The organism is Lentzea terrae, from assembly GCF_003265345.1.
Classification (GTDB): domain Bacteria; phylum Actinomycetota; class Actinomycetes; order Mycobacteriales; family Pseudonocardiaceae; genus Lentzea; species Lentzea terrae.
The window spans coordinates 165,673-180,163 of sequence record NZ_QFWW01000008.1; the positions used below are offsets into that span (position 1 = coordinate 165,673).

The following is a 14,491-nucleotide window of genomic DNA, read 5'->3' on the forward strand; positions in this document are numbered from 1 at the left end:
CCGCTAGCGGGTGTCGAACGCGGCCATCATCGCCATGTCCTCGTGCTCCAGCGCGTGGCAGTGCAGCATGAACCTGCCGGCGTAGTCGGTGAACCGGACGGCGACCTCGACGTAGTCCACCGAACCGAGCTGCACCGTGTCCTTCCGGCCCGCGTCGTAGGGGCCCGGTGCGGCGCCGTCGCGCGACACCACCTGGAAGGGGTCGAGGTGCACGTGCACCGGGTGGTGCAGGTCGCTGCTGAACCGCCAGATCTCCAGCTCTCCCAGGCGGATCGCGGCGTCGGCGCGATGCGGGTCGAACGCTTTGCCGTTGATCAGCCAGCCGTGCCCCTCGCCCAACCGGCCCCGGCTGAACCGCCAGTCGCGAGTGCGCACCGCACGCGCGGGATCCGGTGTCTCGAACCTGGTGAGCACCTGCGGCACCCTGCTGTCGTCGCGCACCCGCCTGGTCACCCGGAACTTCATGACCACGGCGGTGGGGCCGCTGCCGAGTCCGTTGTGGACGATCACCTCGGCGCCGGGTGCCAGGTCGGAGAAGTCGGCGACTACGTCGAACCTCTCGCCGGGAGCGATCAGGAGCTCGGTGTGGGGGACCGGTCGTTCGAGCAGGCCGCCGTCCGAGCCGATCTGCGTGACCGGCAACCCGGTGAGGCGGTAGCGGCGGGCGTTGGAGGCGTTGAGGATCCGCAGCCGGTAGCGCGCGGCGTCGACCTCCAGCACCGGCCACGGCTTGCCGTTGACCAGGATCACGTCACCCAGGACGCCCTCCATGTAGTCGTCGGTGACACCGGGAACCTCCGGCCCGCGCGACGGGTAGAGCAGCGAGCCGTCCTCGTCGAACGCGCGGTCGGCGATCATCAGCGGGATGTCCCGGTCGCCCTTGGGCAGCGGCAACGCGTCCTCCTCGTCGTCGTGCACGAGGTGGAAGCCGGCGAGACCGCGGTAGACCTGCGGCCCGGTGAAGTCCATCCGGTGGTCGTGGTACCACAGCGTCGCGGCCGGCTGGTCGCACGGGAAGACGTGGTCGCGGCTGCCGTGGGCCAGCGCGCCGTGCATGGCGTGGCCGGTCGGCGTCCAGCCCGACACGGGGAGCAGCAGGTCGGTCGGGTAGCCGTCGCTGTCCGCCGGCGTGTGCCCGCCGTGCAGGTGCACGACGGTCGGCACGTCGAGCTCGTTGCGGTGCGTCACGGTGGTCGTGCGTCCGCGGCGGCTCACCACGGTCGGGCCGGGGTACGTGCCGTCGTAGGACAGCACCTGCGTGCGCAGCCCCGGCAGGATCTCCACGGACGCGTGCCGCTGCACGATCTCGTAGTGGTCCGGCGCCACCTGTCTGGCGAGCGGCGGCACCGGCAGCGGCACGGTGAACGGCTGCGGCAGGCGCACCCGGCTGCGCAGCAACTCAGCGGTGTGGCCGGCCGGCAGCAGTGCGTTGGCGAAGCTCGTCGCGCCGAGCGCGGTGATGCCCAGCGCTCCGAGGAATCCGCGTCTGCTGATGTTCATGGCCGCCGCCGGTACGCCGTCGCACGGAACAACCACACGGTGAACAGAACTTGCGCGGCGATGATGGACACGCCGAGCGGGATGTGCAGCGCCACCACGCCTTCGATGCCGAGCGGCATCTGCACGTTCTCCGCGAGGAAGAGCGCGATCGCCGTCCACAACGGCCACCGGTGGCCCCTGCCGCGCCACACGTAGACGATCGCGGCGATCAGCTGGAACAACCCGAACGCGATGACCGCGTCGCCGTTGCGGCCGTGGATGAACCGCGCGTCGACCACGCCGCTGAGGTACAGACCGGCCAGCGCGGGCTGAGCGACCGCGCACAGCGAGTGCAGCACGGCGATGACCCGCAACCAGCTCAGCGTCTTGCGCGGTCCGACGGGTGCCACCGCGGGGGCGTCCTCGACGATCATCTCTCCTCCTCGGACGGCTTGACCAGGCACAGCGGCCACGCCCCGAAGCCGAGGAAGCCGACGAGGCCCACGACGAGACCCGGTCCGAGCAGGACCCATCGCGCCGCGCCGGACATCGGCAACGACGCCAGCACCAGGACCAGGCCCGCGAACCAGGTGACGGCCAGGACGGTGCCCAGCCGGGCGGCCGGGCGCGGCAGACCGACCCGTGTGCTGACCACGAGCAGCCAGCCCATGACGATCGCGATGCCGGCCGTCACGAAGTACACCTGCACCGCGAACGGCAGCACGCCGGTGAGCAACAACAGCTGCAGCACCACGATGGCGGCCATCGCCGGCACACCGAGCACGGCGCCGCGCCGCAATGCGAGTGCCACCGGTATCAGCGCGGCGCACTGCGCGGCGAACACCACGTCGTTCGCGGGGCCGAGCCACCCCGTGCCGTGCGGCCCCGGCCGCCACGGTTGGTCGATCGCGAAGAAGAGCACCAGCAGGACGTCGGCTGCCAGGCCGGCGAGACCGGCCGCGAGTGCCCAGTTCCGGGTGGTATTGGTTGTGGTCGTGGTCATCACAGCACTCCGATCTGGATCCCGATGTGCGGTTGCCCGGTGAGGTTGCAGGGCAGGGGGTTCAAGGTGACGGCTCCTTTCGTGCCACACCGATCTTCGGCACCTGGCGCGGCGGGCGGATCGCGGTAACCCGCACAATCGGGGTGGGGTTTTCCGCAGGGTGACTGTGCGGTTTTCCCCGTGGCGCCCGGATCGGGCCGCGCACACAATTCCGATGTGCCCACCTGGCCCCGGATCGCGTGGATCACCGGCACCGTCGTCGGCGGTGCCGGGCTGGCGGCTGCCGTGGGCACCCGGCTGTTCCTGGCGACCGGCGCGCACGGCGCGCTCGGCGGGCTGGGGTGGGTGCTGCTGGGTGTCGCGCCGATGTACGGGGTGGCGGTCTGGCTGACGCGGCGGCGTCCGGATCACCCGCAGGCCCGCCGGATGCTGCTGATGAGCACGGCGCTGGCGGTCAACGCGGGCATCGAGATCCCGATCCGGCAGGCGTTCGAGGCGTACGGTCCCGGCGGCTGGTTCTGGCCGGCCAACCTCGTCTACCAGTACTCGGGCGTGCTGGCGCTGATCGCGGGCGTGTTGCTGCTCGCGTCGTTCCCGGACGGCGTGGTCGAGCGGCCGTGGCAACGCCGCGTGCTCGGCGCGGTGTGGCTGCACCTCGCGGTGCCCGTGCTGTTGCTGCTGACCAGGCCGCATCTCGTGATCGACGTGTTCCTGATCAACCCGCCGCCGCTGGTGCCCAGCCCGTTCGCGGTGTCCTGGCTGACCCCGCTCGGCGGCCCGGTGGAGAGCCTGTACGTCGGCTACTTCGGCGCCGCCGCGCTGGTCAGCCTGCTGTTCGTGCGGTTCGTCCAGGCGGACGCCGAGCTGCGCGCGCGGATGCGGCTGATGTTGTACGTGACCGTCGGGCTGATCGTCGCGTTCGGGGTGCTTGCGACGGTGCAGGACCGCTTTCCGCAGAACCCGGTCTGGCTGCAGCTGCTGCGCGGCGCGTCGGTCGTGCTGCTGGCGATGGTGCCGGTGAGCGTCGTCATCGGGGTGGTCCGGCACCGGCTGTACGACATCGACCTCGCCATTCGCCGCTCGGTGACGTTCGGTCTGCTGTCGCTCGGCATCGCGGCCGTCTACATGGGACTGAGCGCGGCGCCGGGACTCGCGCTCGGCGACCAGATCCCGGTCGAGGTGGCGGTCGTGCTGACGATCGCCGCGGCGGCGGCGTTCCAGCCGGTGCGCAGACGGCTGGAGAAGCTGGCCGACCGGCTGGTGTTCGGCGAGCGGGTGAACCGCTACGAGCTGGTCGCCAGGTTCGGCGCCGGCCTGGAGCAGACCGTCGAGCTCGCGGACCTGTTGCCGCGCCTCGCCGACACCGTCCACGAAGGACTGGCGGCGGACTGGGTGCGGGTGACGCTGCCCAGCGCGCACGCGGTCGCGGGACGACCGGCCGGTGAACCCGCGCTGACGGTGCCGTTGGAACGCGCCGGCGAGACGATCGGCCGGATCGAGTGCGGCCAGAAGGAGGGCGGGTACCCGGCGGCCGACCGCGAGCTCCTCGCGACCCTCGCCGGCCAGGCCGCCACGGCGATCGCCAACGTCCAGCTCACCGCCAGGCTCGCCGAACAGGTCGACGAACTGGCCCGGTCGCGCACCAGGATCATCACCGCGCAGGACACCGAGCGCCGCCGCATCGAGCAGGACCTCCACGACGGCGCACAGCAGCAGATCGTCGCGCTGATCATGAAGATGCGCCTGGCCCGCAACCAGCTCGGCCGGGGCGAGCGCACCGCGGACGCCGTGCTGGACGAGCTGCAGAACGACGCCAGGGAGCTCCTGGCAGACCTGCGCGAACTGGCCCACGGCATCCACCCGCCGGTGCTCAGCGACCGCGGCCTGGTCGCCGCGGTGGAGGCGAGGACCGACCGGCTGCCGCTGGACGTGACCGTGCAGGCATCACCCGGCCTGCGCGAACGCCGCCTGGGCGCCGACGTCGAAGGCGCCGCGTACTTCGTCGTCTGCGAGGCGCTGACCAACGTCGTCAAGCACTCGGCGGCCACGAACGCACTGGTCGGGCTGTCCGTCTCGAACGGCCACCTGGAGGTCGACGTGCGGGACGAGGGGGTCGGCCTGGGCAGCGGCACCGGCCAGGGCCTGACCAACCTCCGCGACCGAGTCGAGGCACTGGGCGGCAACCTGACGGTGTCGGGTGCGCCGGGCGCCGGTGCGAGGGTGCACGCGGACCTACCGCTGGGAGCGGCCCATGGCTGACCGGCTGCGCGTGGTGATCGCCGAGGACAACTACCTGGTCCGCGAAGGAACTCGGCGCCTGCTGGAGGACTCCGGCGAGGTCGCCGTGCTCGCCGCCGTGGGCAACGCCGACGAGCTGCGCGACGCGGTCCGCAGGCTCAGTCCCCAGGCGGTGCTGACCGACATCCGCATGCCACCCGGCCACCACATGGAGGGCATCGAGGCCGCGCACGCCATCCGCGCGGAGCACCCCCACATCGGCGTCGCCGTGCTGTCGCAACACACCGACGAGAGCTACGCCCTGGCGCTGCTCCGCAACGGCACGACGGGCCTGGCCTACCTGCTGAAGGACCGCCTGGGCGACCTCGAGGACCTCGTCCGGGCCCTGCGCGAGGTCGCGAACGGCGGATCCGTCATCGACCCCGTCGTGGTGGAGGCACTCGTCAGCCGGCGCACGAGGACCACCAGTTCACCGCTCGCCGTGCTCACCACCCGTGAGCTCGACGTGCTCAGGGAAATGGCGCAGGGCAAGACGAACGCCGGCATCGAGCAGGCGCTGCGCCTGTCCTGCTCGACCGTGGAGAAGCACGTCAACGCGATCTTCAGCAAGCTCGGTCTCTCGGACGAACCGGTGCACCGCAGGGTGGCGGCGGTGCTGGCGTTCCTGCGCGAGTCCACGACCGACCGCTGAGCTCACCGCCCGAGCATGCCGGGGCCGAACACCTCGTACCGGATGTCGTCGGCGTGCATCCCACGACGCAGAAGTCCGGCACGCACGTCGCGCATGAAGGCGATCGGGCCGCAGAGGTACGCGATCGCGTTGGCGGGCACCGGGATCGCGTCCACGTCGACGCGACCGGCCTGCCCGCCTTCGTCGCCGTTCTCGTACCAGGTCAGCTGCCGGCAGCCGGCGAGGCGGTCGCACTCCGCGCGGTGTGCGTGCCGGTCCGCCGAGAGCTCGGCGTGCACGGCGACGACCTGGCGTTCCGGCTGTGCGGCGGCGAGGTGGTCGAGCATCGACAACATCGGCGTGATGCCGATGCCCGCACTGATCAGCACCACCGGCCGGTCGTCGGGCACCAGCGTGACCTCGCCGGCCGGCGGACCGACGAGCAAGGTGTCGTCGGCGTGCACGTGGTCGTGCAGGAAGTTCGACACCGCACCGTCCGGCGCGCCGTCCAACCCGCGCACTCGCCGCACGGTGATGCGCAGCTCGCCGCGGCCGGGCCCGTGCGACAGCGAGTACTGGCGCGGCTGCCGATGTCCGCCGGGGAGGTCGACCGCGACGGAGACGTACTGACCGGGCGCGAACACTGGAACCGGTCCACCGTCGTCGGGCAGCAGGGTGAAGGACACCGTGTCGACCGCCTCGTCGTCGCGCTTGGCCACCCGCCAAGGCCGCCAGATCGTGTCGGGCGTGACACCCGCCTGCTGGAACAGGCGGGCTTCCGCGGCGATCAGGGAGACCGCGAACAGCCAGTAGACCTCCTCCCAGGCGGCGGCGATCTCGGGTGTGACGGCGTCTCCGAGGACGGTGGCGACGGCAGCGATGAGGTGCCTGCCGACGATCGGGTACTGGTCGGGACGCACGCCGAGCGAGACGTGCTTGTGGGCGATGCGTTCGGCGATCGGGCCGAACGGGATGCCGTCGAGCAGGTGCTGGGCGTAGGCGACGACCGCCGCGGCCAGTGCGACCTGCTGCTTGCCGCTGGCCTGGTTGCCCTGGTTGAACAGGTTCAGCAGCTCCGGGTGCGCGGCGAACATCGACGGGTAGAACTCGGCGGTGATCTCGGCGGCGTGGTCGCGGACAACGGGCAGGGTCGCGCGCACTACGGCAGCTGAAGCAGCGGAAAGCACAAGAACTCCTTGTGATGGGCGGGGAATCGGGCGTCGCATCTCGAGCTTGCGTGATCAGCTGCGGGTGAGCTCAGGTAGGAACGTCGCTTCCCGGTCAGGACCTTGGTCCCGGAAGTCGTGATCGGAAGGTCGTGGTCATGTGCCGATGGGCACCCCCACCACCATGACCTCTGGCCGCCGAAGTGGCCGGTCGGTACTTCGGAGCACGACGAGCGCGAAAATACCGTCGGCGGCGTGACGGACAACAAGATCTTCTTGCCGAGGTTCGGTGCGGTGTGCGGAGTCGTCCTCGCCCTGTCGATCGGGGTGCCGGGCGCCGTCGAGGCGTTCACCGGTGAGACCGCGCTGACGAGCCTCGTGATCGGGCTGGGGACGGCGTTCGGGGCGCCGGCGGTGCTGGCCTTCCACGGGCATCAGGCGCATGCGTCCGGCCGGTTCGGGGCGTTCGCGTTCGCGGCGAACCTGATCGGGCTGGGGTTGTTCACCGGCGTGGCGTTCGCGTTGAACGTGGTGATCTTCTTCCAGCAGCCGGACCAGGTGGCGCCGCTGACGAAGGTGGTGCTGAAGGTGGTGTCGCTGGTGTTCGTGCTCGGCACGGCGGTGTTCGGGGCGTCGATGGTGCGCGCGAAGGTGTTCCCCGCGGTGCCGGCGTGGGGGTACGGGATCAGCTTCACGCTGCTCGCGGTGTTCGCGGCGCTGCCGGACACGCCCTGGTCCGCGCTGCTGCACGTCGTCTGCGCGGCGGTGCTGGTGTGGCTGTCCGCATCGGTGTGGCCGGCGCGTTCCGTAGCCTGAGCGGCATGCACACCTCGCGGCCGGCGTTCTGGGTCTCACCGGTGTTGTGCGTCGCGGTGCTCGTCGCGGGGATCTACGCCGCGATCTCCGGGCTCGGCACCACCAGGCTGCCGCTGCTGATCGGCGGGCTGGTGGTGCTCGTGGCGGTGGACCTCGCCGAGTTCCGCCGCTACCCGGTGCGCACGCCGAAGCCGGTGGCGGCTGGACTGCTGGCACTGCGGGCCGCCCTGTACGTGGGACTGGCCTATGTGGAAGGTTCCGGGCTCGCGCGGATCTTGCTGGTGCTCGTGCCGTTCACCGCGTACTTCGCGTTCGGGCAGGCCGTTGCCATCGGACTGGCCGCGGTGTGCCTGGCGGCGGCCGCGGTGAGCGTCCCGGACTGGTACGCGCACGTGGAGCGGGTGTCGGACCTGGTGATGCTCACCGTGGGGTTGGTGCTCACGATCACGATGGCCGCGGTGGCGGTGCGCGAACGCGACGGGCGGATCCGACTGCAGGAGTCGCATCGCACCGTGGCGGAGCTGTCGGCGGCGGCGGAACGGGCGAGGGTGGCGAGGGACCTGCACGACGACCTCGGCCATCACCTGACGGCGATCGTGGTGCAGCTGGAGAAGGCCTCCTCTTTCCACGACCGTGAACCCGCCACCGCGAAGGCCGCCGTCCTCGACGCCGAACGGTCCGCGCGACGTGCGCTCGGCGAGGTGCGCGAGTCGGTGCGGTCGCTGCGCTCGTTCCACCTGCTCGCCGCCCTCGACGAACTGGTGGCGGGCAAGAACGACGTCACCCTGACGGTCAGCGGCTCGCCCGACGGCCACGGCACCGGCGCCCTGCACGCGCTGTACCGGGCGGCGCAGGAGGGCATCACCAACTCGCGCCGACACGCCGGCGCCACGCACATCGCCGTCGCGGTCGACCTCGACAGCGAAAACGCACGGCTGACCGTGGCCGACGACGGACGTGGCATGGGAGCGGCGGCCGAGGGGTTCGGGCTGCTCGGCATGCGCGAGCGGGTGGCGCTGTCCGGCGGTCGGGTCGACCTCGCCAGCTCCTCGTCCGGCACGAGGCTGACCGTGACGATCCCCGCGGCGAGGACGGTGTGACCCGCGTGCTGGTCGTCGACGACCAGCGGCTGATCCGCGAGGGCATCGCGTCGTTGCTGGGCCTGCAGCCCGGCATCGAGGTCGTCGGCACCGCGGCCGACGGTCGCGAAGCGGTGGAGCAGGCGGTGGCGCTGACCCCGGACGTGGTGCTGATGGACGTCCGGATGCCGGGCATCGACGGCGTGGAGGCCGTGGCGTTGCTGCGCAGGCACGCGCCGACGTGCCGCGTGGTCATGCTGACCACCTTCGACGACGAGGACTACGTGGTGCGCTCGCTGCGCGCGGGCGCCACCGGCTACCTGCTCAAGGACCTGCCGTCGCAGGAACTCGCGGCGGCGGTCAAGCTCGCCGCGGTCGGCGTGGCCCAGTTCGACCCCGCCGCCGCGGCTCGCCTGACCGCGGTGCTCTCCCGGTCCGACCGCCACCCCGAACCGCTGACCGTGCGCGAGGTCGAGGTGCTGCGGCTGGTCGCGGCCGGTGCCACCAACCGGGAGATCGCCGAGCGCCTGTACCTGTCCGAGGGCACGGTGAAGAACCACATCTCCCGCATCCTCACCAGGCTCGGGCTCCGCGACCGCACCCAGGCCGCTCTCTACGCCCAGTCGAACGGTCTGGTCTGAATCCTGCGTCCACAGTGGACCCGTCAGAAGATGATCTCGCAGTTGGACAGCGACTCGAAGCGCGAGTCGCACCGGTCGGCCGGCCCGGCACCACCGTCGCCGACGTCCAGCCCGGACGGGTCGGTGAGGGTGTCGTTGCCCGCGTCACCGTTGACGATGTCGTTGCCGGCGCCGCCATCGAGGTCGTCGACGCCCGCACCACCGTTGAGGCGGTCGTTGCCGTTGTCGCCGTTGATCCGGTCCGCGCCGTTCTGCCCGTTGAGCGTGTCGGCGCCTTCACCACCACTCACCGAGTCCGCACCCGCACCCGCGTTGACCACGTCGTCGCCGGCCCCGGCCTCGATGGTGTCAGCGGCCGCGCCACCGTTGAGGGTGTCGTTGCCGGCCGCGCCGTCGAGGCGATCCGGCCCCTCGCCGCCGAGCAGCACGTCGTTGCCCGCTTCGCCGTTGAGGGTGTCGGCACCGGTTTCTCCGCTGGCCCAGTCGTTTCCGTTGCCACCGAAGAACTCGTCGGCACCGGCCCCCAGGCAGGCCGTGTCGTTCCCGTTGAGACCGAACACGACGTCGTCGCCGCCGAGCGTGACGAACACGTCCGGACCATTGGTGCCGAACAGCACGTCGTTGCCGTTCGTCCCGACCTGCGTCGCGGACAGCCCGTTGCACGTCTGCGGTGGCTGCGCGGAGGCGGTGCCGATCGGCCAGAGCGTCAAACCCGCCGTCGCGAGGAGAGCGGGCACCACTGATCTTCGACAGTTGCTCATACCCAGCAGTCTCTTGCGGCGCCGGGTGGTCGCCCAAGTGGCCAAATCTCAGCGCGCGCGGTGTGACCCAGGCCACCGGATCGTCGTGAAGTAGCGGACCGGCCGTGTCCTCTTCGGTCGCGAAAGTAGGACACGGCACCGGGCCGTTGTCGTCGAAGGAAGAGCGGACATGACTGTTCTCAGCGCATTGGGCTCGATCAACTGGATCGCCGACGGCGACACCGTTGTCGTGCAACCGTTTCGCGGTCGCGCGTCGGTGAGAAGGTGACTGCCATGACTCAGGCATCGGGCCGGTTGCTGTCCCTGCTGTCCTTGCTGCAGGCGCGCCGGGACTGGCCGGGCCAGCTGCTCGCCGAACGGCTCAAGGTCACGCCCCGCACGGTGCGCCGCGACATCGACCGGTTGCGCGAGCTCGGTTATCCCGTGGTGGCCGTGAAAGGACCGGACGGCGGCTACCGGCTCGAAGCCGGCACCGAGGTGCCACCGCTGCTGTTCGACGACGACCAGGCGGTGGCGGTCACGGTGGCGTTGCAGCTCGCGGCGGGCTCCGGCGCGGACATCGGCGACGCCGCCACCCGTGCGCTGGCCACGATGCGCCAGGTGATGCCTGCCCGGTTGCGGCACCGCATCGACGCGGTGCAGGTGACCGTCGTCGAACGCAGCGCCCAACGTCCGGCGGAGAAGGTCGACAGCGCGGTGTTGCTGGCACTCAGCGCCGCCGTGCGGGCCCGCGAGGTGCTGCGGTTCGACTACGAGAACGACGTGCGAGGAACCGGCTTCAGACCACCCCGCCGCGTCGAACCGCATCACCTGATCAACCGTGCCGGGCGCTGGTACCTGGTCTGCTGGGACCTCGACCACGACGACTGGCGGATCTTCCGAGCCGACCGCATGACGCCGAAAACGCCCACCGGCCCCCGGTTCACCCCGCGCGAACTCCCCGGTGGTGACGTCGCCGCGTTCGTCAACGCCAAGTTCAAAGGAGCCGCGGGCGGCCGGGACGCCTGGCCGTGCCAGGGGGAGGCCGTGATCGACCTGCCGGCCGCCGAGGTGGCGCCGTTCGCGGGGGACGGCGTCGTCGAGCCCCTCGGTGACGACCGGTGCCGGATCGTCGCCGGGTCCTGGTCGTGGATCGGCCTCGCGGCCTCGCTGGGCCGGTTCGACGCCGCCGTCCACATCGTCGGCCCGGTGGAGCTGCGCAACGCCGCTCTGCGGCTCGCGCGCCGCTACCGCGAGTCCGCGACCTGAGAAGCCCGTTCGTCGCGCCAGGCACGACGAACGGGCTTTTCCGGTCAGGCGGGGTTGTACTCGGCCGCGATGTCGAGCACCCACGTGATGCCGAAGCGGTCCTTGAGCATGCCGTACAGCGGCGCCCAGGGAGAGGGGGCCAGCGGGACGATGACGGTGGCGTCGTCGGCCAGCTTCTCCCACAGCGCGGAGATCTCGTCGGCGGAGTCGCCCCGCAGCGACACGAAGAACGGGTCGTCGCCGCGGCTGAAGGGCCTGGCGGAGGGAACGTCGTAGGCCATGACGTGGAAGCCGTTGGCGCCGCGGACCTGGCCCCACACGACCTGGTCGGCCTCGTCCGGGTTCTCGACGTCGCCCATGTCCCGGTAGGTGATGACGGCCAGGTCTCCGCCGGAGGCCTTCTGGTAGAACTCGAGCGCCTGGCGGGCGTCGCCGCGGAAGTTGAGGTGCGGCGCGGTGCTGACGGACATGATGTTTCTCCTGGTCAGAAGCGGATTTCCGGTGGGCAAGCGCTACTTTTCCGTCCTTCTAGGACGGTGGATGTCCGCTACTGCGCGACGCGGTTGTGGTCTGGATCACGTCTCCGTTCGATTCCCTTTTCGCTGACACCGGTCGCTTGCTGGTCGAATGCGGGAAAAGGTCGTCGAACAAAACCCGGGAGGCGCGTCGAATCGCGAACAGGTGCTCGGGGACTGCGCGTGCGGCGCAAGGTCGGACCTGGTCACGCGGCGTCTGACCGCAGTGCACGAGCTAAAGAATTCTCTTTTCTTTTAGCAGTCCAGTGCGGTCTTCACGCGTCTTGACCGAACCGAGATCGTCCTCCACAGTTTTGCTATGTGCGAATGGCTGACATAAACGCTGTTCGTCCAGAGGGCGCGCGATGGACCACTCGGCGCAAGCGGTCATTCGGACGTTGCCCGTGCCGCGGTTTGTCCCACCTCGACGAAGAGGAGTAGGCCAATGGCCGGATCAGGCCACCATCCGCCCACCCCCGTTTCCGGAGCCCGAAGGCGTCGCCTGGCCGCTGTCACCGCCGCCGTCGCCGTCCTGCTCGGCGGGCTGGTGGCGGCGTTCAACGCGGCGCCCGTGTCGGCCGCGACCGTCGACACCACCGCCTGGTACGTGTTGGTCAACCGCAACAGCGGCAAGGCGCTGGACGTCTACAACCTCGCCACGAACGATGGCGCACGCATCACCCAGTGGACGCGCAACGACGGCAACCAGCAGCAGTGGCAGTTCGTCGACTCCGGCGGCGGCTACTACCGGCTGAAGTCCCGGCTGTCGGGCAAGGTCCTCGACGTCTACAACTTCTCGACGGCGGACGGCGGCAACATCGTCCAGTGGTCCGACGCCAACGGCACCAACCAGCAGTTCCGCCTCGCCGACTCCGACGGCGGCCACGTGCGTCTGATCAACCGCAACAGCAACAAGGCCGTCGAGGTCCAGGGCGCCTCGACCGCGGACGGCGGCAACGTCGTCCAGTACAGCGACTGGGGCGGCGCGAACCAGCAGTGGCAGCTCGTCCGAGTCGGCGGCGGGACAGGTCCCACCACCACGACGAGCAACCCGCCGGGCACGTGCAGCCTTCCGTCGACCTACCGCTGGTCGTCGACCGGCCCGCTGGCGCAGCCGAGGCAGGGATGGGTCTCGCTCAAGGACTTCACCCACGTCATGTACAACGGCAAGCACCTGGTCTACGCGACGACGCACGACACGGGCACGAGCTGGGGCTCGATGAACTTCGGGACGTTCACGAACTGGTCCGACATGGGTTCGGCCAGTCAGAACAAGATGAACTCCGGCACCGTCGCTCCCACGCTGTTCTACTTCGCCCCGAAGAACATCTGGGTGCTGACCTACCAGTGGGGCCCGACCACCTTCAGCTACCGGACGTCGACCGACCCCACCAACGCGAACGGGTGGTCCGCGGTCCAGACGCTCTTCACCGGACGCATCCCGAACTCCGGCACGGGCCCGATCGACCAGACGATCATCGGTGACGGTACGAACATGTACCTCTTCTTCGCCGGCGACAACGGCAAGATCTACCGCGCCAGCATGCCGATCGGGAACTTCCCCGGCAGCTTCGGCTCGGCCTGGACCGAGATCATGAGCGACACGCAGGCGAACCTGTTCGAGGGCGTCGAGGTCTACAAGGTCCAGGGCCAGAACCAGTACCTCATGATCGTCGAGGCGATGGGGCGCAACGGGCGCTTCTTCCGCTCGTTCACGTCCAGCAGCCTGAACGGGTCGTGGACCCCGCAGGCGGCGACCGAGAGCAACCCGTTCGCCGGCAAGGCGAACAGCGGCGCCACGTGGACCAACGACATCAGCCACGGCGACCTGATCCGCAGCAACCCCGATCAGACCAAGACGATCGACCCGTGCAACCTGCAGCTGCTGTACCAGGGTCGCAGCCCCAGCTCCGACGGCGTCGAGTACGGCCTGCTGCCGTACCGGCCGGGAGTGCTGACGCTGCAACGCTGATCGCGTGACACCGGCCGGCGCCCTCACCGTCATCGGGTGAGGGCGCCGGCTGTCTGTCAGGCCGGGGCGTGGCCGGCCGCTGACATCAGCAGGCCGCTGAGGAGGGGCGCCAGCTCCGGATCACGCGCACAGGCAAGCGCGTCGCCTCGGAGGGAACTGCGTGCGTCCAGACGGTTCCCGGCATCATCAGCACGGTCGCGGCGAACTGCTGCGCGCCGGCGGGGACGCGGTCACGGAGCTCACCGCGAACGGTGGCAGCGCGAGTACGGCCGCCTGGACTACGCGGTCAACAACGCCGGCCTCGCCCACGAGACCGCCTCGATCGTCGACGCGGATCCGGTGAAGTTCCAGGAGATGCTCTCGACGAACGTGATGGGGGCCTGTTCCTGTGTCTGCAGCGGGAGATCAGGGAGATGCTCGCGAGCGGACGCGGTGGCGCCATCGTCAACCTCGCCTCCATCGCCGGGCTGAACGGCATTCCGCACAGCGGCCCGTACGCGGCCACCAAGCACGCCGTGGTCGGCCTGACCAAGACCGCCGGACTCGAGTACTCCTCGCGTGGCGTCCGGGTGAACGCGGTGGCCCCCGGCGCGATCAAGACCGACATCATCGCCCGCGCCATCTCGCTCGGTCAGTACGACGAGGAGACCATCGTCGACATGCACCCGATTGCCCGCATGAGGCAGCCGCGGGAGATCGCCGCGGGCATCCACTGGCTGCTGTCCGACCAGTCGTCGTTCGTCGCCGGCGCGATCCTGAACATCGACGGCGGCTTCCAGGCGAAGTGAGTCGTGGAGTCTTCACGTGTCGCGCCATCTTCGCTACGGTCGGCCTGGGAGCGCTCCCAGGCGGGCGCACCGTGACCACCTCCGGAGGCGCGCCGGCGGCTGAACATCGCCTGCA

General features: G+C 70.3%; 14 protein-coding genes. 8 read left to right on the plus strand and 6 right to left on the minus strand.

Annotated features, from left to right (window positions below; genetic code table 11):
* Window positions 1–3: 3 nt before the first annotated feature.
* From DI276_RS15090 to DI276_RS15100, 3 genes are read right to left on the minus strand one after another with little or no spacing between them, the layout of a single operon-like run.
* The gene (locus DI276_RS15090; RefSeq protein WP_112263972.1) at window positions 4–1,500 is read right to left on the minus strand and encodes a multicopper oxidase family protein; all 1,497 of its coding nucleotides are present in this window, start codon (window positions 1,498–1,500) and stop codon (window positions 4–6) included.
* A complete protein-coding gene (locus tag DI276_RS15095; RefSeq protein ID WP_112263973.1) occupies window positions 1,497–1,913 on the minus strand; it encodes a hypothetical protein in 417 nt (138 codons plus the stop codon). The genes DI276_RS15090 and DI276_RS15095 overlap by 4 nt, the downstream gene beginning before the upstream one ends.
* Window positions 1,910–2,482: a hypothetical protein gene (locus tag DI276_RS15100; RefSeq protein ID WP_112263974.1), complete on the minus strand. Its 573-nt coding sequence runs from the start codon at window positions 2,480–2,482 to the stop codon at window positions 1,910–1,912. The genes DI276_RS15095 and DI276_RS15100 overlap by 4 nt, the downstream gene beginning before the upstream one ends.
* A gap of 216 nt (window positions 2,483–2,698) precedes the next feature.
* Between DI276_RS15100 and DI276_RS15105 the strand changes: the two genes are divergently transcribed.
* Window positions 2,699–4,741, plus strand: coding sequence for a sensor histidine kinase (locus DI276_RS15105; protein WP_112263975.1), 2,043 nt, complete (start codon window positions 2,699–2,701; stop codon window positions 4,739–4,741).
* A complete protein-coding gene (locus DI276_RS15110) occupies window positions 4,734–5,411 on the plus strand; it encodes a response regulator transcription factor (protein WP_112264245.1) in 678 nt (225 codons plus the stop codon). The genes DI276_RS15105 and DI276_RS15110 overlap by 8 nt, the downstream gene beginning before the upstream one ends.
* Before the next feature lie 2 nt (window positions 5,412–5,413).
* Here the strand turns inward: DI276_RS15110 and DI276_RS15115 are convergent, their stop codons facing one another.
* Complete coding sequence (locus tag DI276_RS15115) at window positions 5,414–6,577, minus strand: globin domain-containing protein (protein ID WP_112263976.1); 1,164 nt, start codon at window positions 6,575–6,577, stop codon at window positions 5,414–5,416.
* 234 nt (window positions 6,578–6,811) lie between these two features.
* On the opposite strand from DI276_RS15115, the gene DI276_RS15120 reads away from it, so the two are divergent.
* The 3 genes from DI276_RS15120 to DI276_RS15130 are packed head-to-tail and all read left to right on the plus strand — an operon-like array spanning window position 6,812 to window position 9,092.
* Window positions 6,812–7,372, plus strand: a complete 561-nt coding sequence (locus tag DI276_RS15120) for a hypothetical protein (RefSeq protein WP_112263977.1) — start codon at window positions 6,812–6,814, stop codon at window positions 7,370–7,372.
* Window positions 7,373–7,377: 5 nt separating this feature from the next.
* On the plus strand, window positions 7,378–8,472 hold the full coding sequence (locus DI276_RS15125; protein WP_112264246.1) for a sensor histidine kinase: 1,095 nt from the start codon (window positions 7,378–7,380) through the stop codon (window positions 8,470–8,472).
* On the plus strand, window positions 8,469–9,092 hold the full coding sequence (locus tag DI276_RS15130) for a response regulator (protein ID WP_112263978.1): 624 nt from the start codon (window positions 8,469–8,471) through the stop codon (window positions 9,090–9,092). The genes DI276_RS15125 and DI276_RS15130 overlap by 4 nt, the downstream gene beginning before the upstream one ends.
* Window positions 9,093–9,115: 23 nt before the next feature.
* Here DI276_RS15130 and DI276_RS15135 read toward each other — a convergent pair whose 3' ends face one another.
* Entirely contained in the window at window positions 9,116–9,829 is a 714-nt protein-coding gene (locus DI276_RS15135; RefSeq protein WP_232836667.1) for a calcium-binding protein, read from the minus strand.
* 297 nt (window positions 9,830–10,126) lie between these two features.
* Here DI276_RS15135 and DI276_RS15140 point away from each other — a divergent pair, with 297 nt between their 5' ends.
* The gene (locus DI276_RS15140) at window positions 10,127–11,101 is read left to right on the plus strand and encodes a helix-turn-helix transcriptional regulator (protein WP_112263980.1); all 975 of its coding nucleotides are present in this window, start codon (window positions 10,127–10,129) and stop codon (window positions 11,099–11,101) included.
* A 44-nt stretch (window positions 11,102–11,145) separates the two neighbouring features.
* Here the strand turns inward: DI276_RS15140 and DI276_RS15145 are convergent, their stop codons facing one another.
* Window positions 11,146–11,571 (minus strand): VOC family protein, encoded by a 426-nt coding sequence (locus tag DI276_RS15145; protein ID WP_112263981.1) that lies wholly within the window; start codon window positions 11,569–11,571, stop codon window positions 11,146–11,148.
* Window positions 11,572–12,061: 490 nt separating this feature from the next.
* On the opposite strand from DI276_RS15145, the gene DI276_RS15150 reads away from it, so the two are divergent.
* Together DI276_RS15150 and DI276_RS50865 are read left to right on the plus strand one after the other, a co-directional pair.
* Window positions 12,062–13,588 carry a non-reducing end alpha-L-arabinofuranosidase family hydrolase gene (locus DI276_RS15150; RefSeq protein WP_112263982.1) on the plus strand — a complete coding sequence of 509 codons (1,527 nt, stop codon included), beginning with the start codon at window positions 12,062–12,064 and terminating at the stop codon, window positions 13,586–13,588.
* 251 nt (window positions 13,589–13,839) lie between these two features.
* On the plus strand, window positions 13,840–14,376 hold the full coding sequence (locus DI276_RS50865) for an SDR family oxidoreductase (RefSeq protein ID WP_269814259.1): 537 nt from the start codon (window positions 13,840–13,842) through the stop codon (window positions 14,374–14,376).
* The last annotated feature ends 115 nt before the right edge of the window (window positions 14,377–14,491 follow it).

Bases quoted from the DNA above. Each gene is read 5' to 3' on its own strand.
- DI276_RS15110 (WP_112264245.1), top strand. From the start codon at position 4,734: ATGGCTGACCGGCTGCGCGTGGTGATCGCCGAGGACAACTACCTGGTC.
- DI276_RS15125 (WP_112264246.1), top strand. From the start codon at position 7,378: ATGCACACCTCGCGGCCGGCGTTCTGGGTCTCACCGGTGTTGTGCGTC.
- DI276_RS15090 (WP_112263972.1), bottom strand. From the start codon at position 1,500: ATGAACATCAGCAGACGCGGATTCCTCGGAGCGCTGGGCATCACCGCG.
- DI276_RS15095 (WP_112263973.1), bottom strand. From the start codon at position 1,913: ATGATCGTCGAGGACGCCCCCGCGGTGGCACCCGTCGGACCGCGCAAG.
- DI276_RS15145 (WP_112263981.1), bottom strand. From the start codon at position 11,571: ATGTCCGTCAGCACCGCGCCGCACCTCAACTTCCGCGGCGACGCCCGC.
- DI276_RS15100 (WP_112263974.1), bottom strand. From the start codon at position 2,482: ATGACCACGACCACAACCAATACCACCCGGAACTGGGCACTCGCGGCC.
- DI276_RS15150 (WP_112263982.1), top strand. From the start codon at position 12,062: ATGGCCGGATCAGGCCACCATCCGCCCACCCCCGTTTCCGGAGCCCGA.
- DI276_RS15140 (WP_112263980.1), top strand. From the start codon at position 10,127: ATGACTCAGGCATCGGGCCGGTTGCTGTCCCTGCTGTCCTTGCTGCAG.